This is a genomic window from Paraburkholderia sediminicola (assembly GCF_046027825.1).
Classification (GTDB): Bacteria; Pseudomonadota; Gammaproteobacteria; order Burkholderiales; family Burkholderiaceae; genus Paraburkholderia; species Paraburkholderia sediminicola_D.
Window position 1 is genome coordinate 1 of sequence record NZ_JAQQDU010000104.1, and the last position, 23,141, is coordinate 23,141.

Genomic DNA, 23,141 nt, shown 5'->3' on the forward strand with positions numbered 1-23,141 from the left:
CGGCTTCAATTGGACGCACAGCAGAAAAGTTTTGCGACAGCCTCTGAAGGTCGGGGTTTCTCGGAGACACTGATGAAACTTTGGAGCCGTAGCGCTGGCAACGGTTTGGTGCCCGCAGGCAAACGCCGGACATTTCTCACCGCAGCGGCGGGCCTCGGCGCCCTGTTGGCTGTCACGACACCGGCTGCGCGCGCCGCATCGAGCGGACCATGCGTGGGAAAGAAAGTGGTCATGGTCGTGCAACTGAACGGACCGAACCTGACTGTCGACGAGAAGATTGCGGCACATCTTGACGCGCGTGGCTACAGCGTGCGCCTGCTGGATCAGGCGCAACCGCCTGAGGCGGTCGGCGACGCGGATCTTGTCGTGATTTCATCGACGGTCTCATCGAAGCAGGTGGCGGCTGGCTGGCGCTTTCTGGTCAAACCGTTGTTGACATGGGAAAACGATTTGCTTGACGACTTCGCCATGACGGGCAAGCGTCACGACGTCGATTTTGGCGAAGCGGAGAAAGAGCGTTACCTGTGGCTGGTCAACGCGCCCCACCCCATTGCAGCTGGCTTACCGGCGGGCGTGACGAATGTCTATGTCAAACAGGCGGCGATGAGTTGGGGCAAACCGGGCCTTGGCGCGACGACCATAGCGACGTTGTATGGCCAGCCAGAGAAGGCGGCGATCTTTGCGTACGAGAAAGGCGCGACGATGGACTACGAATCGCTGGCTCCGGCCCGGCGCGTAATGTTCTTCCTGAACAACGACACGTTCGGCAACCTGTCGCCGGCGGGAAGCAGTTTGTTCGATGCAGCGGTGGATTGGGCGGTGGGTGTGAGCTAAACAGGACGCAACCTGCCCGACGCGGCTTTGAGCGGAGCGAAGATAAGCGGGCAATCTGGCTGCGCACGGTGACCAGCCACACCCGCTCGCACAAAAGCCAAGCTTAACCGGCCGCCGCGCCGTTAAACATCGACATCCTTTCCAGCATCCAGCGAAGCAGTTCATCCGCGGCCGTGGCCAACGGCCGGCCTGCCCGAACCAGTATCCGGGCCTTCGCGGAGGCAAACAGCGGATGCTCGATCGGCAACGCAATGAGTTCGCCCGCTGCGATTTCGTGCATCGCGGCGAAGCTTCCCATCAGCGTCGCCCCTTCGCCCTTCTTCACGAAGCGTTTCAACACCGTCAGCGAGTTGGTGGTGAGCGTCGGCCGGATTTGCAGGTTGTCGGCGAAGGCGAGCATCTGCACGGCCTGCCCGAGGCCGAACGCCGGCGGCATCAGTGCGAGCGGACACTGGAGCATCTCATCGATGCTGACCGGGCCGCCGCGCACGGCGAGCGGATGCCCGGCGTGCACGAGCAGCACGACAGGCTGTAGCGAGGTTGCCCGGTACTCGATGTGCGGGTCCCCCGGCGGGTTGTACGCCAGCCCGATATGGGCGCGGCTTTCCACGACTTCGCTCACGATGTCGTTGACCGCCAGCGTTTCCACCGTGATATCGAGCTTCGGATAGTGGGCGCAGAAGTCGGTCAGCACCTCGTCCATCAGACCGTCGATATAGCCTTCGCTAATCGCCAGCCTGACATGCCCCTGCTGCAGGCCATGGAGCGCCTGCAAGCGCTGTTCGAACTGTTCCTGCTGCGCCTGGCAACCGCGCCAGAACTCGATCAGATGCTGCGCCGCTTCGGTGGGCGCGACACCGCGCGCGCGGCGCTCGAACAGCGGCGCGCCGATCTCCTCCTCCAGCAGCTTGATTTGCCGCGTGATCACCGACGCAGCCGTATTCAGCCGGTCCGCCGCGCCGCGAATCGAGCCGTGGGTGAGGACTTCATGGAAATAGCGCAAACGGCGCTGGTTGATTTCCCGCATCGTCTGGTTCCTTTGCCTTTGCTCATCTCGGTCAATCGTTGGGTGTTGCCCAACGAGCAACATTACTTCACTTTAGTTGCTCTTGCTACTCAGTTATTGGTTACCGACTATCGGCGCGTTACCTGAAAAACAGTCGATACCCCGTCATCGCAGAGTCGTTCCCTACCCGCCGCTCGCAACAATTCCCCTGGAGGCTGTCCGTGTCCGCTATTCCATCGAATCCGAGTGCCGACGAGGCCACGGCGCTTTACAGCCGGCTCAACTGGCGTTTGCTGCCGTTCCTGCTCATCTGCTATCTGTTTGCGTGTCTCGACCGGCTCAACATCGGCTTCGCGAAACTGCAGATGCAAAGCGATCTGGGTTTTTCCGACGCGGTCTACGGCGTCGGCGCGGGCATCTTTTTTCTCGGCTATGTGCTGTTCGAAGTGCCGAGCAATCTGCTGCTGCCGAAAGTCGGTGCGCGCAAGACGATCAGCCGCATTCTGGTGCTGTGGGGCCTCACATCAGCGTCAATGCTGTTCGTCCACAACGTGCCGATGTTTTACGGGCTGCGCTTTCTGCTCGGCGTATTCGAAGCCGGCTTCGCGCCGGGGATGATCTTCTACCTGACCTACTGGTACGGCGAAGCCCGCATGGCGCGCGCGATCGCGACCGTGATGATTGCCGGGCCGCTTAGCGGCGTGGTCGGCGGCCCGCTGTCGACGTGGGTCATGACAGCCTTTGCAGGCGCCTATGGACTCGCCGGGTGGCAATGGATGTTTCTGGTCGAAGGACTGCCGTGCATCGTGCTCGGTGTGATCGCGTGGTTCTTCCTGGTCGATCGGCCGGCCGATGCGAAGTGGCTCTCCGCCGACGACAAACGGGTGCTCGACAGCGGGCTAGGCGCACCGTCCGTGGCGCATCACTCGTTCGGCCAGATCGCGCGCGATCCGCGCGTGTACCTGATGGCGATCGCGTATTTCTGCGTGATCTGCGGCATCTATACGGTTAATTTCTGGCTGCCGACCATTCTGAAAGCCGACGGCGTGACCGACACGATGCAGATCGGCCTCTATTCGACGATTCCCTACATCGCTGCGGTGATCGGCATGTATCTCGGCGGACGCAGTTCGGATCGCCACGGCGAACGGCGTTGGCACAGCGCGGTGCCGGCGCTCATCGGTGCGGTGGCGCTGGCCGTCGCGACGCTTGCGAGCGGGCATCTCGTCTTGTCGTTGCTTTTCATGACGATCGCCACGGCGATGATGTGGGTCTCTTACACCGTCTTCTGGGCCATTCCGTCCGCTTATCTGAAGGGCGATTCAGCCGCCGGCGGCATCGCCTTGATCAACACCATTGGTCTGTTGGGCGGCTTTCTGAGCCCCACGATCATCGGCCTCGCCAAGACGGCGACGGGCGACCTGCAGGCCGGCCTGTACGTGATGGTCGGGCTGCTGGCGCTCGGCGCGATCCTGCTGCTCGCGAATCGCCTGCCTTCGCCTGCCGCCGTACAGGCTCGCCGGGCCTGACACGGCCGACTCACGTGACTCAGTGAGCCGACTCAATGAACTGGGTCAGTGACAAAACTCAGTGCCCAAACTGAGTGACCCGACTCAATGGACATACCGGTGCGACCCTGCGCGCCGGCTTCTTCGACGGAGAGCATTAACTTGGCATTCAAGATCCTGATTGCTGGCTTCCAGCACGAAACCAATACCTTCGCGCCCTCACCCGCGACCTACGAAAGCTTCGTGCGCGGCGAGGGCCATCCGGCCATGGCACGCGGCGATGCCGTCCTCGCGTTGCGCGAAGTCAATCTGCCGATCGGCGGCTTCATTCTTGCGAGCGAGCAGCACGGCCATACGTTGATGCCGGTGATCTGGACTGCGGCAAGCCCATCCGCGCAAGTGACCGAGGACGCTTACGAGCGGATTGCCGGCGAGATCGTCGCGGCTGCAGGCGCCGGCGGCTTCGATGCCATCTATCTCGACTTGCACGGCGCGATGGTCGCGCAGCATGTGGACGACGGCGAAGGTGAACTGTTGGCGCGGCTGCGGGCGAAGGTCGGTGCATCGGTGCCGATCGTCGCCTCGCTCGACCTTCACGCGAACGTGACCGAGCGCATGCTCGCGAGCGCGGATGCGCTGGTCGCTTACCGTACCTATCCGCACGTCGACATGGCAGCTGCGGGGGCACGGGCGGAACGCCTGCTCGCCCGTCTGCTGGGCCAGCGCAAGCCGCTCGTGCGCGCCGCGCGCCGCTTGCCGTTTCTGATTCCGATCAACGGCATGTGCACCCTGCTCGAACCGGCTCGCTCGATGTACGAGGCCCTCGGCGCGCTGGAAAAAGATCAGGTCGTCTCGCTGTCGTTTGCGCCGGGTTTTCCGGCTGCCGATTTTCCGGAATGCGGCCCGGTCATCTGGGGCTATGGCGACAACGCGGTGGCTGCGCGCACTGCCGTCGATGCGCTCTACGACACCATGCTGCGCGACGAATCGTTATGGGCCGTGCCGTTTCTGTCTCCCGCGGCTGCCGTCACCGAAGCGATGCGCCTCTCCGCCACGGCGCAGAAACCCGTTGTGATTGCGGACACGCAGGACAACCCAGGCGCGGGCGCCGATTCGAACACCACCGGCATGCTGCGCGCGTTGCTGGCCGAAGGCGCACAAGACGCCGCGCTCGGTCTGATCTGGGATCCGGAAGCGGCCGCGCAAGCGCACGCGGCGGGCGTAGGCGCCACGCTCGAGTTGACGCTCGGCGGCCGCTCGAACGTGCCGGGCGACACGCCGTTCGCGGGCAGCTTCGAAGTCATGGCGCTGTCCGATGGCCGTTGCCGCTACGATGGACCGATGATGCACGGCATGCAGGTGAACCTCGGACCTGTCGCCTGCCTGAAGATCGGCGGCGTGCGGATTGCCGTGAGTTCGACCAAGGCGCAGATGCTCGACCGCAACCTTTACCGGGTCGCGGGCATCGAGCCGGAGCAGATGAAAATACTCGTGAACAAGAGTTCGGTGCATTTTCGAGCGGACTTCGAACCGATTGCACACGCCGTGCTGGTTGCCAAGGCGCCCGGTCCGATGACAGCCGATCCGGGCGACTTACCGTGGACGCGGCTCACGCCCGGCATCCGCACACGGCCAATGGGCGCGCCGTTCGTGGGCTAGTTGCGCAGGCCGGGCGGGCAACGACAAAGCCCGCCATCATTCGACGTTATCCGCCACGTCTACCATCCGGATCATATGCGGCCTGACGACATCGTCTTCATCGACGGCGGCCGTGGGCGGATGAATCAGCGCTTCGAGCCGGGCCTTGGTGGCGAGAAATTCCGGCGATGTGACCTGCGAATAATCGCGCGGACGGGGGACCGGTACCTCGATCAATTCCTGCACCTCGCCGGGATTGGCCTTCAGCACCAGGATGCGGTCAGCGAGAAAAATCGCTTCGTCCAGATCGTGCGTGATGAACAGCACGGTCACATCGATGTTGCGCCAGATATCGAGCAAATGCGTCTGCATCTTCGCGCGAGTCTGCGCATCGAGCGCGCCGAAGGGTTCGTCCATCAGCAGAATCCGCGGCCGGTTCGCGAGCGCACGAGCAATCGCCACGCGCTGTTTCATCCCGCCGGACAATTGGTGCGGATACGCATTGGCGAACTTCGTCAGACCGACCAGATCAAGCCATTGCAGTGCTTCGCGCTCGGCATGCACGCTGCTGTGGCCGTTCATCTTCAAACCGAACATGACGTTTTTCTTGACCGTCAGCCACGGAAACAACGTGTAGCCCTGAAACACCATGCCGCGATCGGCGCCGGGACCCTCCACGGGTTTGCCGTCGAGCAGCACGCGGCCGCTTGTCTGCCGTTCGAGGCCCGCGAGAATGCGGATCAAGGTCGACTTGCCGCAACCCGATGGTCCGATCACGCAGACGAACTCGCGCCGGTGCGTTTTGAAGTTGATGCCATTTAACGCGGTGCATTCGCCCTGTGGACTCTCGAAGCGTTTGTCGAGGTCACGAACCTCGAGGATCACCTCGCGCGACTTCAGACGGTCGAAACGCTCGCGCACCGCTTCGGACTGGATGAGGTACGACGGAATCGGTTGCGGATTTAACATGATTGAATCCCTTGAATGCGGTGCAGTGTGCTGCGTGTGCTGCGTGTATTGCGTGTATGGCGTGTATGGCGACAGGCCGTGGCGCGAACGGTCCCGCTACGCTTTGAGCGTGCGGTCCCACGGAAACAGCCTGCGGCCGAGATAGGCCAGCACCAGATCGGTGCCCAGTCCGATGATCCCGATCATCATGATCGCCGCATAGACGTTGTCGAAATGCTCATAGCGCGCCTGCTGCGTGATGTACCACGTGATGCCGGAGCTGGTGCCGACCAGTTCCGCCACGATCAGATAGGTCCACGCCCAGCCGAGCAGAATGCGCTGGTCGCGATACAGGTCCGGCAGGATGCCGGGAATCACCACATGCGTGAGCAGCTTGAGTTTCTTTGTGCCGAGCGTCATGGCCGCTTCGAACAGGCCGTACTCCAGCTTGCGCGTGGTGTTCGCCACGATCAGCACTTGCTGGAACAGCGTGCCGATCACGATGATTGCGATTTTTGGGCCGTCATAAATGCCGAGGATCGCCACCATCAGCGCGCCGAACGCCGGGGCCGGCAAGTAGCGGAAGAACTCGAAAAACGGCTCCTGCAGCCGCGCGATCGCACTGTAAGTACCGCACACGATGCCGATCGGCACGCCGATCACCGACGACAGCACAAAGCCCCAGAAAATCACCTGGATGGAGTGCCAGAGGCTTTGATGCAACCACACGCCGTCGCGCGACGCGGGTGGTGTCGTGAACGCGGTGTAGAACGCGCGCAGCACTTCGTGGGGCGCGGGCAGGTACACCGGGTTGACCGGCTCGCCCGTCGGCAAGGCGGTGTGACCCGCTCGCGCATGACTCAGCTCGTCGGCGAACACGTCCTTGTCGACCCGCATGCCAGGCTGGAAATAGTCGACACTGCCCGGGCTTTCGATCAGCACCTGCGGATGCCAGACGAACGGCACGTAGCTGACGATGCACCATACGAGAAGCGGCAGCAAAAACGAGCCGAACCCCAGGAGCCACTTGCCGCGCACGGAGAGTTCGCGACGTACCGCGAACCAGTCACTTCTGTTCATGACAGTCATGGGATTCTCCGGGGCAAGCGGGTTGCGAACAGATCGTCGTGTTGTGTCATTTGCACGTAGCCTCCTCGGTGGCGCCGGCCGCAACGCCGGCACCGGGTACTCGCAGCACCATCAAGCGCTGACCTGCGACGACTGCCGCGCCGGCCACACAATCGATGGCTTCGATCACACCGTCTTCCGTGACGGCAACGGAGACTTCCATCTTCATCGATTCCACGATTGCCACCACCTGCCCTTCGCTCACGCGCTCCCCCTCGCTCACCAGAAGTTTCCAGACGCTGCCCGAGACGTCGGCGACGATGCTTTGCTGACCTGCCGCCAACGCATCGGCCGTTCCGTTGCCGGCCGCCGAATCCGCGTCGCTGGCCGGCTCGCCGACATACTCAGCGTGCCCGGCGGCATTCCAGCGCTCGCGCTCTTCGTCGAACGCCGCCTGTTGCGCGTGCTTGAAGGCGGAAATCGATTCGGCTTCGTCCTTCAGGAAGCGGTTGTACGCACCGAGGTCGAAGACCGACTCCTCGATCTTCAGGCTCGCGCGGCCCGCGATGAAGTCGGTGCGCAGTTCGGCAAGCTCGGCCTCGCTGACTTCGTAGAAGCGGATTTCGTCGAAAAACCGCAGCAGCCACGGCTTGCCGGCTTCGAACTCGCGCGTGGTGCGATAGCGGTTCCACATCTGGACGGTGCGGCCGACAAACTGATAGCCGCCTGGCCCTTCCATGCCATACACACAGAGGTAGGCACCGCCGATCCCAACCGCGTTCTCCGGCGTCCAGGTGCGTGCGGGGTTGTATTTGGTCGTGACGAGCCGGTGACGTGGATCGAGCGGCGTCGCCACCGGCGCGCCAAGATAGACGTCGCCGAGACCCATCACCAGGTACCGCGCATCGAACACGATGCGTTTCACGTCCTCGATGCTAGCCAGACCATTGATGCGGCGAATGAACTCGATATTGCTCGGGCACCACGGCGCATCGGGCCGCACCGATTGCATGTAGCGTTCGATCGCGATCCGCGTCGACGGGTCGTCCCATGACAGCGGCAGATGCACGATGCGGTTCGGCACGCGCATGTCGTCGACGGCGGGTAATTCGCGCTCGGCCTGCTGAAGATGGGCGAGCAAGGTGTCGTGCGACAGCGCCCGGTGGTCGAAATGCACCTGCAGCGAGCGGATACCCGGCGTGAGATCGACGATGCCAGTCAGTCGGTGTGCATCGAGCCAGTTCATCAGCGCATGCACGCGAAAGCGCAGGTTCAGGTCCAGCATGAGCGGGCCGTATTCGACCAGCACGTTCTGATCGCCGGAGCGGCGGTAGACCACGCCCGTTCCCTCGCCTGCCGACGGATCGCTGTAGAGAATGCAATCGTGCGCGCTGAGGTTCTCGCTCGCCACAGAGACAGCGGATCCAGCAGATGCCGTCAGCGACGGTTGCGCGCGCACCGGTTCGAAGCGCACCGTATCCCCCGGCCGCAGTTGACCGAGCTTCCATAACTCGTCGCCCACCACCGTCACCGGACAGACGAAACCGCCGAGGCTCGGACCGTCCGGGCCGAGAATCACCGGCATGTCGCCGGTGAAATCGACCGCGCCGACCGCATACGCATTGTCGTGAATATTCGACGGATGCAGCCCTGCCTCGCCGCCGTCCGTGCGCGCCCATTGCGGCTTCGGACCGATCAGCCGGACTCCTGTGCGGCTGGAGTTGTAGTGAACCGTCCAGCGCGTGCCGTACAGCATCGCGATGTCATCGGGCGTGAAGAAATCGGGCGCGCCGTGCGGACCGTCGAGCACACCGAGGGTCCAGTCGTGCGTTAACACCGGCACGCGCGCTGGATCGAGTTGCGCGCCCGCTTCGCCACGGCCTGCGTCGGCGGCAAGATGCAGCACGTCGCCCTTGCGCAAAGCGCGCCCGGCGTGGCCGCCGAACTGGCCCAGCGTGAAAGTGGCCTTGCTGCCGAGATAGTCCGGCACCTGCAAGCCGCCCTTGAGTGCGAGGCACGCACGCATACCGGCGCCGGTCACACCGCCGAGCTTGAGCACTGAACCCGCCGTCGCCCGCGTGACCTGCCACAGCGTAACCGACTGGCCGTCGAGTGTGGCGGCGAGCGGCGCGCCGCCCAGCACGAACAGCGTCGCGGTGTTAAAGCGCAGCGTCGCGCCGACCATCGCGCATTCGAGTCCCGCCGCGTCGGCCGGATTGCCGAGCAGTTCGTTAGCGAGCCGGAACGACAGATCATCCATCGGACCGGACGGCGGCACGCCGATGTCCCAGTAGCCGACCCGTCCCGGCGTTTGCTGCACGGTGGTCTGCACGCCGCCGTCGAGCACGTCGATGGTGTGCGGCGCGAACATGAGGCGCGTGAGGAAGCCGGTGGTTTGCTCGCCCCGCGCGAAGGTCGCCGAACCGGCGATGGCGCGCAAATAGTCGAGGTTCGTCTCGATGCCGTAAAGCTGCGTTTGCGCCAGCGCGGCGCGCATTGCGGCGAGCGCGGCATCGCGGGTCGCGCCTTTGACGATGATCTTTGCGAGCAGCGGATCGTAGAACGCGCTGACTTCGGTGCCGGCATCGACCCATGTGTCGACCCGCGCATCGGCGGCGAAAGCGACATGGGTCAAGACACCCGCGCTCGGTTGAAAGTGCTTGTGCGGATCTTCAGCGTACAGCCGAACCTGAATGCTCGCCCCGCTGGGCGTCGGAACCAGCGTGTCGAGCGGCGCAAGTTCGCCCTCTGCCTGGCGAATCATCCACTCGACCAGGTCGACGCCCGTCACCTCCTCCGTGACGCAATGCTCGACCTGCAACCGCGTGTTCACTTCGAGGAAATAGAAGCGCCGCGTGTCGGCGTCGAAGACGAACTCGACCGTGCCGGCGGATTCGTACTTCACGGCCTGCGCGAGGCGCACGGCGCTCGCGTGCAGCGCCGCGCGTTCCGCCTGTGTCAAACCTGGCGCGGGCGTCTCCTCGATCACCTTCTGATTGCGCCGCTGCACCGAGCAGTCGCGCTCACCTAACGCGATCACGCCGCCACGGCCGTCGCCGAAAATCTGCACTTCAATGTGGCGCGCATTCTCGACAAACTTCTCGATATAGACACCCGCGTTCGCGAAGTTGGCCTCGCCTAGCCGCGCGACCGATGCGAACACGCTCTCCAGTTGCGCCGCATCGCGGCACAGCGACATGCCGATACCGCCGCCGCCCGCGGTGCTTTTCAGCATCACGGGATAGCCAATCGATTCGGCCTCGCTGAGTGCGGCCGAAACATCGGGCAGCAAGCCAGTACCCGGTAGCAACGTCACGTCGTTTGCCTTCGCGAGCTCGCGTGCCGTGTGCTTCAGGCCGAATTCAAGCATCTGTGCGGGGCGCGGCCCGATGAAGCGGATACCCGCGTCTTCGCATGCCTGCGCGAACGCGGCATTTTCGGAGAGAAAGCCGTAGCCGGGATGCATGGCATTCGCGCCGGTTGCGCGCGCCGCCTCGAGAATCGCCGCGCTATTCAGATAGCTGGCGGCCGCCACTGCTGGGCCGATGCAGACGGCTTCATCGGCGAGCATCACATGCATGGCGTGGCGATCGGCTTCCGAATAGACCGCCACCGATGCAATGCCGAGCCGCTTAAGCGTGCGAATCACGCGGCAGGCAATTTCGCCGCGATTGGCAATCAGGACTTTGTCGAATGTCATTGGATGTCCCAGATGGTCAGCCGCACGGGCGTCGGGTTATAGCCGTTGCACGGGTTGTTTAGCTGTGGACAGTTCGAGATCAATACGGTCACGTCCATCTCGGCGCGCATTTCGACGTATTTGCCCGGCGCCGAAATACCGTCTTCGAAGCTCAGTTTGCCGAGCGGCGTCACCGGTACATTCATGAAGAAGTTGATATTACTGACGATGTCTCGCTTGGTAAGCTGCGTGCCCACGCCGCACGTGCAATGCGTCAGCGCGTGCAGGAAGCTGTCGCGGCAGCTATGCATATGGCGTTTGTCGAGTGCATAGCGCACCGTATTGCTCTCGGCCGCGCAGGCGCCGCCGAGGGTGTCGTGGCGCCCACACGTGTCCGCGACGAGAGTCAGCATCGGCTTGCCGAGGTTCGACATCAGCACGCTGCCGGCGGACAGATAGAGATTGCGTTGCGCGCGAATCGTGTCCTGCGCGCTGTAGCGTTCGAGCGGATCGGCGCTGTTGTAGAACAGGGTGTCGACGGCCTGATTGCCTTCCAGGTCGAGAATGCGGAACACCTGGCCGCGCTTGATTTCATGCAGCCATGGTTCGCCGGACGGCAGCGTGAGGTCGTAGACCGCGTGATGGATGTCGAGCTTGCTTTCGATAATGGGCATCGCGGGTCTCCTCAAACGAACAGACGATCGGTGTTGACGAAGCCGCGCTCATTCTCGGCACAGGCGGCGCGGCAAGGATCGTCGGCGGGTACGGAGGCATCGGCGGCATACGCGCGGTACGCGATCAGCCTGACGGGTCTCGGTTCGTATTCGCAGGAAGGATTCAACGGATGCGGTGCGCTCGAAAACGCGGCGAGCGTATCCATTTCGAAACGCAGATCGAACGCCGCGCCGGCTTTCGAATAACCCGTCACGAAGTCAAGCGAGCCGTCCTCGGCAATGGCGAGCTTGCTGAAGAAGTTGATGTTGGCAACGAGATCGCGTGTGCCCAGGCCGTGCTTGGCCAGTTCGAGCAGCAGGCTGTCGCGTCCGTTACGGACCATTGCATTGCGGTGTTGCTGATAGCGGGCTTCGCCGTACTTGCTCGCGAACAGTTCGGCATCGCCGAGACCGCCCAGCGGATCGTGCCAGCCGAGCGTGTCGGCCGTGATCGAGGCGAGCACGCGGCCCATATCCGAATAGAGCACGTGACCGCGCGTCAGATGCGCGGTGTGCTGCGCCTTCAGCGTATCGGCCATGTTGTAGCGTTCGAGCGGTTCGTCGTGCCGGTAGAACACGCCGGCCAGATTGGCGCCGCCCTCGGGATCGACAATGCGCAGCGCCACGCCGCGGCGCAGTACGCCGGACCAGTGCGTGCCGGCGGGAATCACGGATTCCCACAACACATGCGGGATCGGTGTGAGATCGACAGGGGTTTGCGTCGACATGGAGGCTCCAGGTATCGGTTGGGAAAAAGCATGAGAGGGCGATTGACCGACATCGCGACCTCCCGGGCTTTTATCCCTCCGTGGAGCCTCGCCGGCGCCTTGAAAGAAGGTGAACGGCAAGACCGGATTGCTCTCGGACCAGACATCGTGTGCGCGCCTCAAAGCCATCTAAAAGCCTTTAAAGCGCTACGACCGGAACCCTAGCGATCCTGAAGATGATGCAAATTACTTCGCACCTCTCGCTGCATAGCTAAGCGAGTTGCGTGCCAGGGTCATGTTGCAGAGGCGCTAAGCGCGTGGTGGCGAGGGATTGAATGCTGTCGGCGGCGCAATTTTGCGCCCGGTGGTTGATTGGGGTGATGACGCACGCACCACGGTTGAGGGCGATCAGGCACCAGTTGAATGCGCGAAGCACCATGATTGGGCTGCGCGCTTACGTGGCTCTCATGTATCTCACGCGGCGTAAGGGCTCTGCAGGATGGCATGGTGTGTGCGTGACATCACGCCACGCTCATCAACTCGACCATTCGATCATGCTTAAGCTTGCCACGCTTCGCCGCACGCTCTACACGTTGATGTCGGCGCGTTTCATCGAACTGCAGAAGCAACGGCGCCGCTCGTAGGCGAGACGGCGCCGTTGTTTTTTTAGCTTGTCGTGCTTTGTGGGCGAGTCCCAGTTAATTCGCCTTCGCCTGGCGGCCGCAATAAGCAGCCGCATAAATTGACGCACCAGGCAACATACTGCTCGACGCTAGCTAACGCACTTGCTGCGGAAACGCGCCAACGTCTGCGTCCCATCGGGCATCACGCCTTCATTAAGCCACATCCTGCTCAGCACCCGCATAACGCGCCTGTTGCCCAAAGCTCGCTAAACCCTTCGCGCCTTCCGGCAATGCCAGCTCACCGCGTTCGAGACGCTGCTTCAGATAGGTAAAGCTCTGCGCCGTCTGGGCGAACAGATGGTCGCCCGCCGACACCGGTGGGTATTTCGCCACCGCCTCGGGTGTCGCGAACTGCGGCAGTGGCGCGACTACCGTGCGATAGTCGCAGGCGAAGAAGAGCGGAAACGAGTAGCGCTCTTCCCTCACCTTGCGCACACGATGTGAAGTTGCCACGTACGTGCCGCCCGTCCACACCTCCAGCATGTCGCCGATGTTCACGACGAACGCGTTGTCGACCGGCGGCGCGTCGATCCATTCGCCCTCCCCGTTCATCACTTCGAGGCCGGGGGCTGTCGGCAGCAGGATCGTGAAGCACTCGTAGTCGGTATGCGCGCCAATGCCCGGCCGGTCTTCCGCGGATGGGTCGAAGGGATAGTGAAGCAGGCGCAACTGACTCGGCGGCTTCTGCAAGTACCTGTCGAAATGCGTTTCCGGCAAGCCGAGTGCGAGCGAGAAGCCGCCGAACAACGCGCGACCGAGCGCGAACGCCGCGTTGTAATAGCAGCCGATCGCTTCACGAAAACCTGGCTGCTCAGGCCACATATTGGGCCCGAGCATCGGCGTGCCGGCTTTGACGTCGGGATCGTCAGGCGGCAGTTCCCGGCCCGTGTCGAACCCCTCCTTCCTGTCGCGCTTGCCGCCCGCGAACACCTCTTCGCCTTCGGGCACGTAGCCGCGATGCGAGGTCGATTTGCCGATGTAATAGCGCATCTTCCAGTCGGCGGGCGCAGCGAAGAACCGCTTTGCCTGTTCTATTAGCGCAGCTTGCTGGGCGCGTGAGACCTGATGGCCGGTGACGTAGAAGAAGCCCGCGTCACGCGCCGCGCGGTCGAGCTCGCGGGCGGTCGCGAGACGCCGGTCGGGGTCATCGCTAAATAGGCCGCTGACGTCGACGATGGGCAGGCGGTCGAAACGGGTGTGAGTTTGGCTCATGAGCTTGGCCTATGCGTGCTGCGGTTCGACGGACGATCGAGTCGGCGAATGCGTTTGCAGTTCGGTTCGCAGGCCGCCGCGCGCCTCGCGCCCGGCAAGAAACGCCGCGAGATGGCGCCGCTCTTCGCGCCCCATCCACGTGTTGATCTCCCACAGATTGGCCACCGGCGCATTCGTGAAAGGCAAGGTGTGCAGATAGCCATCGGGTCCAAACTCGGGCGTCATCGTCGTGGTCGTGTAGCCCCTGTCGATCTGTGCGCTCCACAGCGCCTCCCAGATCCGCTGGTGCGAGGCGAGGCAGTCCGCGTACTCGGGCGCAGCCGGATGCGGAACCTGAGGACCTTGCGGATAGCCGACACGCCCGTGCAGATGATGCGCATGCGGCGCAAGCTCAAGGATCGTGTCCCATTCGCCACCCTCGCCGTCGAGCAGACGCTCGCATACCGACACCCAATGACTGAAGTCGCACGTCAGCTTGAGCGTCGGCACCGCACGCGCGACATCGCGAGTAATCCACGGGTTGTAGAACGAGCGGCCGCGATGCGTCTCGAAGCTGCAGGTCACCTCGTGCTTCGCGGCGATCTCCACCGCACGCGCGAAAAAATCCATCTGGGTGGCGGCCGGCCACGCATCGCAGCCTGCCATCACGTTGAAAAAGCGTGGCTTGAGCGGCTTGCCCCACACGATCTTTTCCTCGAAGTCGCGCAGGTGGTCCGCCGGCGTCGCGGACCGTTCCGGCACATAACTGCCCGCCGTCGTGATCTCGGCGATAAACGCGAGATTTTCGTCGGCAATGGCCTGCGCGAAAGCCTCGCGCTCGGTCTCACCCGCGGGAACCGGCGCCTCGATTCCGTCGAAGCCGGCAGCGCGCACCAGCGGTGCGGCATCATGCGGACCACCGTTGAATCCCCAGAACGTCTTGAACAGTTCGAATTTCATCGTCTCTCCAATTGCATGCAAAATTGCATGCAATGGTACACACGAATTTGACTCGCCAATAAAAACGCCTGGTGTCGCCGTGCATAATTTTGGCGCGCCCGATTTCCGGCGCGATTAGCACTTAAACTGTGCACCCCTCCTCCTCATGGTGAATCGATGAAGAAGAAACTTGCGCGTCACAAGGGGCAAGCCGTCGCGCGCGCCATTCTCGACATGGACTGGCAGTGGTCGTCGCATTTCGGCGACCTGGGGTTGAACGACCTCAACTACAGCGATCTGTTTTGCCGGATGTGGGTGGAGTCGGACGATGACTTCGCCAAGACAGCGCTCTACGAATTCATGCCTGGCGTGAGCCGCCGCACCGCGGTGCGCTACGTGCAGGCGCTGATCGATGCCGGCTGGCTGCTGGAGACGAGTTCCGAAGCGGATCGACGCATCAAGCGGATCAGTCTCGCGGCATCGATCGAGGAGCGCCTCGAACAGTTTCTCGCCTACGTGCATCACCGTTTTGCCGCGCTGGATTGAGCCGTTGCCATGCATGTTTGCGTTGAAGCGTTCGGATAACAGCACCTCAATGCATCGCCCGGTTCGGCTGGCATATTTCTCGCTTGATGAATGGCCGAGAGGTGCGGCAGCGTCGCATCTTAGGGATGCTAGGGTTCCGGTTCGCAAGAATGTCTGGTCCGAGAGCAGCCCGGTGCATCGGTTCGTTCGACTCGGGTTTGATCCGGAAACGAACGACTGCTGCACTACACGGCGGGACAAAAGCCCGGGAGATTGGCGATAGCAATGCCTATCGTGCCTCTCCGTGGCCGGCGTTTGTCTCCCGCAGTTTTCGCGCAGTGTCCGCATCGTTCGGATTCTCGGGGGAACCGGTCATGTTGTTTTATCGCGCAGTCGCCGCGCGATCCAACTCAACAATCGCAATTGACCGGTCTCCTGGAGAAAACGATGAAACGCTTCGAATCCGCCCGTACGTCCCTTCTGTCCCTTCTGTCCCATCCGTCGCTGAGCAGCCTTGCCTCGCCACGCCGCGTGCGTGGCGCGATCGCTGGCGCTGCCGCCGCGCTTGCTATAGGTTTCGCCGGTTTCGGCGCCACCCCCGCACAAGCGGCTGCGCCCCTCGCCATCGGCTATAGCGACTGGCCCGGCTTCGTCGCCTTTCAGATTGCCATCGACAAAGGCTGGTTCAAGGAGGCCGGCGTGGATGTCAATTTCCAGTGGTTCGACTACTCGGCCTCGCTCGATGCATTCTCCGCCGGCAAGCTCGACGCAGTCGGCGCAACCAACGGCGATGCGCTCGTCACCGGCGCAAGCGGCGCCAAAAACGTGATGATCCTCCTGACCGATTACTCGAGCGGCAACGACATGATCGTGGCCAAGCCGCCCATTCGCACGGTCGATGGACTCAAGGGCAAGAAGGTCGGTGTCGAAATGGGTCTCGTCGATCACCTGCTGCTGGACACGGCGCTGGAGAAGCATGCGCTCAAGGAATCGGACATCACGCTCGTCAACGCGAAGACGAACGAGTTACCGCAAGTGCTGGCGTCGTCCAACGACGTCGCCGCAGTCGGCGCGTGGCAACCGAACGCGGGCGAAGCACTCAAGCGCGTACCGGGCTCACGTCCGATCTTCACCTCGGCCGACGCGCCAGGCCTGATCTACGACGCGATCACGGTCAATCCGGTCAGTCTGCAGTCGCGCAAGGCCGACTGGGCCAAGGTAATCAAGGTCTGGTATCGCTGCGTGGCCTACATCAACGATCCCAAGACGCAACCGGATGCCGTGAAGATCATGTCCGCGCGCGTCGGGCTGACGCCGGCCCAGTATCTGCCCTTGCTGAAAGGCACGCACCTGCTCGACGCGGCGGCGGCCAGGAAGGCCTTCATCAAGGGTGACGGGCTCGACTCGGTGTACGGTTCGAGCGTGAACGCGGACAAGTTCAACGTGCGCAACGCGGTCTACAAGCAATCGCAGAACGTGAGTGCCTATCTCGACCCGGCATTGACCAATGCGCCTTGAGTCGTGCGCCATGTTGCGCCCTGGATCACGCTAGCCGCGTGCGGGAGACATGCGCCAGGTCGGCGTGTCTCCTGTCGCGCTGTGACCGGTTCGGATCGACTCGCGCGGAGGCACCGCTCAGTCAAGGGACGGCCAGGGCGGACGCGACCTCGACGAAAGCTTGCCCATACACGGTAATATAGGCAGCCGCACGCGCTGCCGCAGCACGTTCGCTATTCGTTGCGGCGCCCGGGAACGCCAACGAGGAGGCAATCGTGTATAAAAACCGCTGTTGCTATAAAGTCCGATTCGCGCTGACGCTCACACTATTGCTTCTGTCGGCGGCACTGCCCCGGCCCGCGTCAGCCAGCGAGGACGGTGCGAACGCCAACGCGGAGGCCGCCGGCGAGCGGGCGCACTTTGTCCAGGAGTTCTGCGGATGGACGCCGGCGGACGTGGCGCAGTACAAGGCGAAGCTCACGAAGGTGCTGACCGAGGCCAGCCAGTTCGATACTCGCTGGCAAGCGGGTTGGCGGCGCGGGGATAACGACGCAATCCAGATGCGCTCGTTGCGCCTGAGTGCCCCAACCGACTACGAGGCGCGCGTCAAAAACAATTGCGGCCGCATCAAATGGCAGATCGACAACTCGTTGCGGCCGCGCTCGCCAAACTAGCCCACCGCCCGAAGCTGTTATTCTTCCCCCTCTCCCGACCACTATCTGGTCGCCTGCCGCCCCCCGGGCGGCACTCCCAAGCGGCGCGTTCACGCGCCTGGCATCAGTAACACAGGAATTTGCATGTTCGGTTTTTTGCGCGGCTATTTTTCCAACGACCTGGCAATCGACCTCGGCACGTCGAACACCCTTATTTATATGCGTGGTAAGGGTATCGTGCTGGACGAGCCCTCGGTGGTCTCGATTCGTCAGGAAGGCGGCCCGAACGGCAAGAAGATCATTCTGGCCGTCGGCAAGGAAGCGAAACAGATGCTCGGCAAGGTGCCGGGCAATATCGAGGCGATCCGCCCGATGAAGGACGGCGTGATCGCCGACTTCAACATTACCCAGCAGATGATCAAGCGCTTCATCCAGATGGCGCACGAGTCGCGGATGTTCGCGCCGTCGCCGCGCATCATCATCTGCGTGCCGTGCGGGTCGACCCAGGTCGAACGCCGGGCAATCAAGGAAGCCGCACATAGCGCGGGCGCCTCGCAGGTCTATCTGATCGAAGAACCGATGGCCGCGGCCACTGGCGCCGGGCTGCCCGTGTCCGAGGCGACCGGTTCGATGGTGGTCGACATCGGCGGCGGCACGACGGAAGTCGGCGTGATCTCGCTCGGCGGCGTCGTCTATAAGGGTTCGGTACGCGTGGGAGGAGACAAGTTCGACGATGCAATCGTCAACTACATCCGCCGCAACTACGGCATGCTGATCGGCGAACAGACCGCCGAGGCGATCAAGAAGGAAATTGGCTCCGCGTTTCCGGGCTCCGAAGTCAAGGAGATGGAGGTCAAGGGCCGCAATATGTCCGAAGGCATTCCGCGCAGTTTCACGGTATCCAGCAACGAGATTCTCGAAGCGCTCACCGATCCGCTGAATCAGATTGTCTCCGCGGTGAAGATCGCGCTGGAACAGACGCCGCCGGAACTGGGCGCCGACATCGCCGAGCGCGGCATCATGCTAGCGGGTGGGGGCGCATTGCTGCGCGATCTGGATCGGTTGCTTGCGGAAGAAACGGGTCTGCCGGTGTTTGTTGCCGAGGCGCCGCTGACTTGTGTGGTGCGGGGCTCCGGGATGGCGCTGGAGCGGATGGATAAGTTTGGCGGGGCTTTCTCTTACGAGTGAGTGACGGTAGCGTGGCGGCCTCTTCACGCATTGCAGCGCGCGGCCAGGCCGCTCAGGCCCTCAGGAGCCGCGCGGCCATCAGGACACGAACGGCAACTTGCTATCGCGCGCCGCGGCCAGCATCGAGAGCGTGATCTTGCGCACTTCCAGTTTGCTCTGCGTGATATGCGCGCGCAGCAGCATGATCGCCTCCGTCAGCCGGTTGCGCTCGATCAGGCTCAGCATGGTCGAATGTTCGTCGTAGGTGGCGCTCGTGCGGTGGGGCTTCAGAAAGTCCAGCCGCCGCACGATGCGGATGCGCTCGGTCACTTCGTTGTGCACCCGCAGCATCTCCGCGTTGCCGGTCGCCGCGACGAGTTGCCGGTGGAAGTTCTCATCCATGCCGAACATCTTCACCGGATCGCTCTCACGCAATTCGGGCTCGACGCACCATGTCGCCTTCAGCGCTTCGACGGCCGCATGCGCGACGTCGCCGCCTGCCCCCACCCGCTCGACGGCCGCCACTTCCAGCACGATGCGCAAATCGTAGAGCTGATCGAGCTGGTCGAAATTGATCGGTGACACTTTCCAGCCGCGCCGGAAGCCGACTTCCAGATAGCCCTCGCGTTGCAAACGAAACAGGCCGTCGCGCATCGGTGTACGCGACACGCCGTAGTGCTGCGCGATGCCGTTTTCGGAAAAGCGGTCGCCGGGAAACAGGCGGAAACTGAAGATATCGTTCTTCAGTTGCTGGTACACCTGCTCGGCGAGCTGATTGGCCGCGGCCGGAGCGGCAGGCATGCCCGGCGTTCCCGCAGCGCCTGGCGTTTCAGGCTCTGCGGGGGGCTCGAGCAGATTCGTCGTATCGTCGTTCATTGATGCCTCATCCCCCTCTTTTCTTATTATCGGCGTTTCATGGCATCGCGATAAGGCTGACGTGAGCCGCGACGATCTTCCAGCAGTCGGCGGGACCAAGCCTCGCCCATGTCTGCATCTGACGGCCAATCAACGGCGTTGCGTCGCTGGTGAATTCAGTGCTGACGGTGGCGAAGTCGGTGCCGAAGGTTGTTACCACGGTGCGATGCAGCTTGCGCGACTTCGGCACCGGATAACAGGTCTCACGCCATGCGCGGATCGCTTCGCCGCCATGCTGGATTTCGGCAATGCCATAGCGGACCGTCTGCGGCGTGTGCCAGAACAGCGCGTTCATCGCCGCAACGTCGTTGTCGACGAGCGCCCGCTCGTATTCGATAAAGGCTGCCTGCACTTGAGCGACCACTTCGGGCTGATTTATCTCCATGCCGGAATCGTCTCGTCGAGCTTCGTCAATGATGAAAACGGCGCGGTCCAGCCGACAATGCCGCCTTGCGAGCTAACCATGTGGAGCGTCGCCTGTTTGAACGCAGGGAAATAGCTGGCGGTCGCGTCTTCGATCAGCAAACTGTCGTAGCCGCGGTCGTTGGCTTCGCGCATCGACGTCTGCACGCACACTTCAGTGGTCACGCCCGCGAACACAAGATGCGTGATGCCGCGCATCGCGAGCTCTTCGCCAAGCCGGGTGGCATAGAACGCGCCCTTGCCAGGTTTGTCGATCACGAGTTCACCGGCAAGCGGCGCGAGCGGTTCGATGATTGCGTTGCCGGCCTCGCCGCGAATCAGGATGCGCCCCATCGGCCCTGCATCGCCGATGCGGGCATTGGGTGCACCTCTGAGCCGTTTCGCCGCCGGACAGTCGGACAGATCCGCCGCATGCGATTCACGCGTGTGCACCACCAGCCATTGATGCCTGCGCGCGAAGGCCAGCAATGCCGCGACGGTCGGCACGATCTCAGCCAGCAGCGATACGTCATTACCAAGCGATTCACCGAAGCCGCCCGGTTCGATGAAATCGCGTTGCATGTCGATCACGATCAGTGCGGTTTTCGTGGGGTCCAATGTGAAGGGACCCGGTTGAGCGTCGATCGTCAACCCGGTTTGCTGTGTCATCCGATGGCTTCCTTCATTCTCTCTGCGGGTACGCCGCGATGCGCCGGGGTATCGCCGTGCCCTGCCATATGCTGACCGAGCACGGCCCGATCCGCGCGCGCTGCCGGCGTTTCGAACACCAGCTTGCCCTCCGCGATCACCACGATGCGGTCTGCCAGTTCGAGCAGTTCGTCGAGGTCCTCGCTAACCAGCAGCACCGCCGCGCCGGCATCACGTGCGGCCATCAGACGGGCATGGATATCGGCGACCGACGCGAAATCCAGACCAAACACAGGATTGGCGACGATCAGCACATCCACCGGTTGTCCGAGTTCGCGCGCCAGCACCGCGCGCTGCACATTGCCGCCCGACAGCGTGCCGATCGCCCGTTCGGGCAGCGGCGGCCTCACGTTGAATTCGCCGATCAACTGTGCGGCGCGCTCGCGCACGACACGCCGGTCGAGCCACCAGCCGCCGCGCCGCAACGGCTCGCGATCGAAGTCGCGCAGCGCGAGGTTCTGCGCCACGCTCATTGCGGCGACGCAGGCGTTTTTCAGTGGCTCCTCGGGAATCGCAAACACGCGCCTTTGGGTCATCTCTTCGCGCGTTGCATGGTAGGCCTTGCCCGCCACCTCCATGTCGCCGGCTTTCACACGGCGTTGGCCGACCAGCGCTTCCACCAGTTCCTTCTGTCCGTTGCCGGAAACGCCCGCCAGCCCAAGGATTTCGCCCGCCCGCACGGACAGCGTCGCGTGCTTGACCGCCGTGTGGCCACGATCGTCTTCCACTGATACGTCGTGCAGTGCGAGACGCACTTGCGCCATGTCGCCGACGGGTTTGCGTGGCAGGCGTTCCACGGTCACCGCGGCCATCACCGGCGCTTCGTCCTCCAAGGGGACTTCGTTCGGCGCATGGGTAGCGACGGTGCCCATCATCCACGCTGCGAGTTCGTCGCGACTGGTGTTGGCAACCGCGCTCGTGCCGACTTGCCTGCCCTTGCGCAACACGGTGACGTCGTCGGCATACGCCATCACCTCGCGGAACTTGTGCGTGATCATCAGCACGGTCAGCTCGCCGTGTGAAGTCAGTTCGCGCATCAGGCCGAGCACTTCATCGGCCTCTTGGGGCGTCAGCACCGAGGTGGGTTCGTCGAGAATCAGGAAGCGCTGCTGGAGATACAACTGCTTGAGGATCTCGAGTTTCTGCTTTTCACCGGCAGCGAGAATGGCCACCGGCGCGTCGAGCGGCAAGCGAAACGGCATGCGCTGCATAAATGCGGCAAGCGCGGCGCGCTCGCCCTTCCAGTCGATTTTCCACGGCATCCGTCCGCGCGCGAGCAGCAGGTTTTCCTCGACCGATAGGCCGGACGCCAGAGTGAAATGCTGATACACCATGCCGATGCCGAGCGCCTGTGCATCGCGCGGCGACGCGATATGGACTTCACGATCGTCGGCGGCGATCTGTCCGCCGTCGAGCACGCCGTAGCCGACCAGTCCCTTCACGAGCGTGCTCTTGCCCGCGCCGTTCTCGCCGAGCAGCGCGTGGATCTTGCCGGCCTTGACTTTGATCGAGACGTTATCCAATGCGCGAAACGCGCCGAACGATTTGCTTGCGTTCAGCACTTCCACGCCCAATGCCTTCGGCGCCGTGGTCATGGTTTATCTGCCTGAAGTGGCCAGCGCCGCTGCCGGCGCCGTAGTCGTAGTCGTAGCCGATAGCGTAGCGAGCAGCGCGTGCGAGTCCGACACCGTGCCGAACACACCGCCTTGCATGGTGATCATGTGCAACGCGGCGTCGTGATTGCTTTTGTCGGTCGCGCCGCAGCAATCGGCCAGCACCGTGCATTCGAAGCCGCGATCGTTGGCTTCGCGCATCGTCGTGTGGACACAAACGTCGGTGGTGATGCCGGTCAGCACCAGATTGACGATGCCACGTGTACGCAGGATCAGTTCGAGATCCGTCGCGCAGAAGGAACCCTTGCCGGGTTTGTCGATGATGATTTCGCCCGGCAACGGCTTCAGTTCGTCGATGATTTCCCAGCCCGGTTCGCCGCGCACGAGGATCCTGCCGCACGGGCCGTCGTCGGCGATGCCCACACCGTCAGTGCCCGCGCGGCGGCTGCGCCAGCGTTTATTCGCGGGAAGGTCGGAGAGGTCCGGTCGATGCCCCTCACGCGTGTGGATGATCGTGAAGCCCAGATCGCGCATCGGCTTCAGGATGCTTTTGATCGGCTCGATCGGCGCGCGCGTCAGCGACAGGTCGTAACCCATCTTGTCGACATAGCCGCCGTGGCCGCAGAAATCCGTCTGCATATCGATGATCACCAGCGCCGTGTTGTCCGCGCGCAGGTTGCCGTCGTAGGGCCACGGATAGGGCTTCGCTTCGATGAATCGGTTCATGGTGGTGAGATCCTTGATGGG

At 63.0% G+C, this 23,141-nt stretch carries 21 protein-coding genes and 2 riboswitches; of the genes, 8 read left to right on the plus strand and 13 right to left on the minus strand.

From position 1 onward, the window contains the following. The first annotated feature begins 72 nt into the window (after nucleotides 1–72). A complete protein-coding gene (locus tag PQQ96_RS35325) occupies nucleotides 73–834 on the plus strand; it encodes a hypothetical protein (RefSeq protein WP_408301090.1) in 762 nt (253 codons plus the stop codon). A 103-nt stretch (nucleotides 835–937) separates the two neighbouring features. On the opposite strand, the gene PQQ96_RS35330 is transcribed toward PQQ96_RS35325, so the two are convergent. Beyond that, nucleotides 938–1,861 (minus strand): LysR family transcriptional regulator, encoded by a 924-nt coding sequence (locus PQQ96_RS35330; RefSeq protein ID WP_408301092.1) that lies wholly within the window; start codon nucleotides 1,859–1,861, stop codon nucleotides 938–940. A gap of 200 nt (nucleotides 1,862–2,061) precedes the next feature. On the opposite strand from PQQ96_RS35330, the gene PQQ96_RS35335 reads away from it, so the two are divergent. Further along, nucleotides 2,062–3,369: an MFS transporter gene (locus PQQ96_RS35335; protein ID WP_408301094.1), complete on the plus strand. Its 1,308-nt coding sequence runs from the start codon at nucleotides 2,062–2,064 to the stop codon at nucleotides 3,367–3,369. A gap of 141 nt (nucleotides 3,370–3,510) precedes the next feature. Further along, nucleotides 3,511–5,007 (plus strand): M81 family metallopeptidase, encoded by a 1,497-nt coding sequence (locus tag PQQ96_RS35340; RefSeq protein WP_408301096.1) that lies wholly within the window; start codon nucleotides 3,511–3,513, stop codon nucleotides 5,005–5,007. 36 nt (nucleotides 5,008–5,043) lie between these two features. On the opposite strand, the gene PQQ96_RS35345 is transcribed toward PQQ96_RS35340, so the two are convergent. The 5 genes from PQQ96_RS35345 to PQQ96_RS35365 form a co-directional block, all read right to left on the minus strand. Continuing rightward, nucleotides 5,044–5,955: an ABC transporter ATP-binding protein gene (locus PQQ96_RS35345; RefSeq protein ID WP_408301098.1), complete on the minus strand. Its 912-nt coding sequence runs from the start codon at nucleotides 5,953–5,955 to the stop codon at nucleotides 5,044–5,046. 96 nt (nucleotides 5,956–6,051) lie between these two features. Then, nucleotides 6,052–7,023 carry an ABC transporter permease gene (locus PQQ96_RS35350; RefSeq protein WP_408301100.1) on the minus strand — a complete coding sequence of 324 codons (972 nt, stop codon included), beginning with the start codon at nucleotides 7,021–7,023 and terminating at the stop codon, nucleotides 6,052–6,054. A gap of 46 nt (nucleotides 7,024–7,069) precedes the next feature. Beyond that, on the minus strand, nucleotides 7,070–10,702 hold the full coding sequence (gene uca / locus PQQ96_RS35355; protein ID WP_408301102.1) for an urea carboxylase: 3,633 nt from the start codon (nucleotides 10,700–10,702) through the stop codon (nucleotides 7,070–7,072). Further along, nucleotides 10,699–11,355 carry an urea amidolyase associated protein UAAP2 gene (locus PQQ96_RS35360; RefSeq protein WP_408301104.1) on the minus strand — a complete coding sequence of 219 codons (657 nt, stop codon included), beginning with the start codon at nucleotides 11,353–11,355 and terminating at the stop codon, nucleotides 10,699–10,701. Before PQQ96_RS35360 ends, uca begins: the two co-directional genes overlap by 4 nt. Nucleotides 11,356–11,366: 11 nt before the next feature. Then, the gene (locus PQQ96_RS35365; protein ID WP_408301106.1) at nucleotides 11,367–12,122 is read right to left on the minus strand and encodes an urea amidolyase associated protein UAAP1; all 756 of its coding nucleotides are present in this window, start codon (nucleotides 12,120–12,122) and stop codon (nucleotides 11,367–11,369) included. A 57-nt stretch (nucleotides 12,123–12,179) separates the two neighbouring features. Beyond that, nucleotides 12,180–12,337, minus strand: a riboswitch (guanidine-I (ykkC/yxkD leader). A 279-nt stretch (nucleotides 12,338–12,616) separates the two neighbouring features. Between PQQ96_RS35365 and PQQ96_RS35370 the strand changes: the two genes are divergently transcribed. Continuing rightward, the gene (locus tag PQQ96_RS35370) at nucleotides 12,617–12,745 is read left to right on the plus strand and encodes a hypothetical protein (protein ID WP_408301107.1); all 129 of its coding nucleotides are present in this window, start codon (nucleotides 12,617–12,619) and stop codon (nucleotides 12,743–12,745) included. A gap of 192 nt (nucleotides 12,746–12,937) precedes the next feature. Here PQQ96_RS35370 and PQQ96_RS35375 read toward each other — a convergent pair whose 3' ends face one another. Continuing rightward, nucleotides 12,938–13,996, minus strand: a complete 1,059-nt coding sequence (locus PQQ96_RS35375) for an isopenicillin N synthase family dioxygenase (RefSeq protein WP_408301109.1) — start codon at nucleotides 13,994–13,996, stop codon at nucleotides 12,938–12,940. A 9-nt stretch (nucleotides 13,997–14,005) separates the two neighbouring features. Continuing rightward, nucleotides 14,006–14,935: a sugar phosphate isomerase/epimerase family protein gene (locus PQQ96_RS35380; protein ID WP_408301110.1), complete on the minus strand. Its 930-nt coding sequence runs from the start codon at nucleotides 14,933–14,935 to the stop codon at nucleotides 14,006–14,008. 156 nt (nucleotides 14,936–15,091) lie between these two features. On the opposite strand from PQQ96_RS35380, the gene PQQ96_RS35385 reads away from it, so the two are divergent. The 4 genes from PQQ96_RS35385 to PQQ96_RS35400 all read left to right on the plus strand — a co-directional run bounded on the left by PQQ96_RS35385 (nucleotide 15,092) and on the right by PQQ96_RS35400 (nucleotide 18,777). Continuing rightward, entirely contained in the window at nucleotides 15,092–15,460 is a 369-nt protein-coding gene (locus PQQ96_RS35385) for a MarR family transcriptional regulator (protein WP_408301112.1), read from the plus strand. 117 nt (nucleotides 15,461–15,577) lie between these two features. Continuing rightward, nucleotides 15,578–15,713: riboswitch (guanidine-I (ykkC/yxkD leader) on the plus strand. Between the two features lie 173 nt (nucleotides 15,714–15,886). Then, a complete protein-coding gene (locus tag PQQ96_RS35390) occupies nucleotides 15,887–16,957 on the plus strand; it encodes an ABC transporter substrate-binding protein (protein WP_408301114.1) in 1,071 nt (356 codons plus the stop codon). A gap of 254 nt (nucleotides 16,958–17,211) precedes the next feature. After that, a complete protein-coding gene (locus PQQ96_RS35395) occupies nucleotides 17,212–17,610 on the plus strand; it encodes a hypothetical protein (protein WP_408301115.1) in 399 nt (132 codons plus the stop codon). Between the two features lie 123 nt (nucleotides 17,611–17,733). Then, nucleotides 17,734–18,777 carry a rod shape-determining protein gene (locus PQQ96_RS35400; RefSeq protein ID WP_028194510.1) on the plus strand — a complete coding sequence of 348 codons (1,044 nt, stop codon included), beginning with the start codon at nucleotides 17,734–17,736 and terminating at the stop codon, nucleotides 18,775–18,777. Nucleotides 18,778–18,855: 78 nt separating this feature from the next. Here the strand turns inward: PQQ96_RS35400 and PQQ96_RS35405 are convergent, their stop codons facing one another. From PQQ96_RS35405 to biuH, 5 genes are read right to left on the minus strand one after another with little or no spacing between them, the layout of a single operon-like run. Beyond that, on the minus strand, nucleotides 18,856–19,632 hold the full coding sequence (locus PQQ96_RS35405; RefSeq protein ID WP_408301116.1) for a GntR family transcriptional regulator: 777 nt from the start codon (nucleotides 19,630–19,632) through the stop codon (nucleotides 18,856–18,858). A gap of 37 nt (nucleotides 19,633–19,669) precedes the next feature. After that, nucleotides 19,670–20,056: an oxalurate catabolism protein HpxZ gene (gene hpxZ, locus PQQ96_RS35410; protein ID WP_408301118.1), complete on the minus strand. Its 387-nt coding sequence runs from the start codon at nucleotides 20,054–20,056 to the stop codon at nucleotides 19,670–19,672. Next, the gene (locus PQQ96_RS35415; RefSeq protein ID WP_408301120.1) at nucleotides 20,047–20,742 is read right to left on the minus strand and encodes a cysteine hydrolase family protein; all 696 of its coding nucleotides are present in this window, start codon (nucleotides 20,740–20,742) and stop codon (nucleotides 20,047–20,049) included. The genes hpxZ and PQQ96_RS35415 overlap by 10 nt, the downstream gene beginning before the upstream one ends. Then, nucleotides 20,739–22,376 (minus strand): ABC transporter ATP-binding protein, encoded by a 1,638-nt coding sequence (locus tag PQQ96_RS35420; protein ID WP_408301122.1) that lies wholly within the window; start codon nucleotides 22,374–22,376, stop codon nucleotides 20,739–20,741. The genes PQQ96_RS35415 and PQQ96_RS35420 overlap by 4 nt, the downstream gene beginning before the upstream one ends. Before the next feature lie 3 nt (nucleotides 22,377–22,379). Continuing rightward, on the minus strand, nucleotides 22,380–23,120 hold the full coding sequence (biuH, locus tag PQQ96_RS35425) for a biuret amidohydrolase (protein WP_408301123.1): 741 nt from the start codon (nucleotides 23,118–23,120) through the stop codon (nucleotides 22,380–22,382). Between the last annotated feature and the right edge of the window lie 21 nt (nucleotides 23,121–23,141).

Excerpts from the sequence above, each read along its gene's own strand:
- PQQ96_RS35325 (WP_408301090.1), top strand. The coding sequence starts at position 73 with ATGAAACTTTGGAGCCGTAGCGCTGGCAACGGTTTGGTGCCCGCAGGC.
- PQQ96_RS35350 (WP_408301100.1), bottom strand. The coding sequence starts at position 7,023 with ATGACTGTCATGAACAGAAGTGACTGGTTCGCGGTACGTCGCGAACTC.
- biuH (WP_408301123.1), bottom strand. The coding sequence starts at position 23,120 with ATGAACCGATTCATCGAAGCGAAGCCCTATCCGTGGCCCTACGACGGC.
- PQQ96_RS35360 (WP_408301104.1), bottom strand. The coding sequence starts at position 11,355 with ATGCCCATTATCGAAAGCAAGCTCGACATCCATCACGCGGTCTACGAC.
- hpxZ (WP_408301118.1), bottom strand. The coding sequence starts at position 20,056 with ATGGAGATAAATCAGCCCGAAGTGGTCGCTCAAGTGCAGGCAGCCTTT.
- PQQ96_RS35420 (WP_408301122.1), bottom strand. The coding sequence starts at position 22,376 with ATGACCACGGCGCCGAAGGCATTGGGCGTGGAAGTGCTGAACGCAAGC.
- PQQ96_RS35415 (WP_408301120.1), bottom strand. The coding sequence starts at position 20,742 with ATGACACAGCAAACCGGGTTGACGATCGACGCTCAACCGGGTCCCTTC.
- PQQ96_RS35390 (WP_408301114.1), top strand. The coding sequence starts at position 15,887 with ATGAAACGCTTCGAATCCGCCCGTACGTCCCTTCTGTCCCTTCTGTCC.
- PQQ96_RS35365 (WP_408301106.1), bottom strand. The coding sequence starts at position 12,122 with ATGTCGACGCAAACCCCTGTCGATCTCACACCGATCCCGCATGTGTTG.
- PQQ96_RS35345 (WP_408301098.1), bottom strand. The coding sequence starts at position 5,955 with ATGTTAAATCCGCAACCGATTCCGTCGTACCTCATCCAGTCCGAAGCG.
- PQQ96_RS35380 (WP_408301110.1), bottom strand. The coding sequence starts at position 14,935 with ATGAAATTCGAACTGTTCAAGACGTTCTGGGGATTCAACGGTGGTCCG.
- PQQ96_RS35400 (WP_028194510.1), top strand. The coding sequence starts at position 17,734 with ATGTTCGGTTTTTTGCGCGGCTATTTTTCCAACGACCTGGCAATCGAC.
- PQQ96_RS35405 (WP_408301116.1), bottom strand. The coding sequence starts at position 19,632 with ATGAACGACGATACGACGAATCTGCTCGAGCCCCCCGCAGAGCCTGAA.
- PQQ96_RS35375 (WP_408301109.1), bottom strand. The coding sequence starts at position 13,996 with ATGAGCCAAACTCACACCCGTTTCGACCGCCTGCCCATCGTCGACGTC.
- PQQ96_RS35385 (WP_408301112.1), top strand. The coding sequence starts at position 15,092 with ATGAAGAAGAAACTTGCGCGTCACAAGGGGCAAGCCGTCGCGCGCGCC.
- uca (WP_408301102.1), bottom strand. The coding sequence starts at position 10,702 with ATGACATTCGACAAAGTCCTGATTGCCAATCGCGGCGAAATTGCCTGC.
- PQQ96_RS35330 (WP_408301092.1), bottom strand. The coding sequence starts at position 1,861 with ATGCGGGAAATCAACCAGCGCCGTTTGCGCTATTTCCATGAAGTCCTC.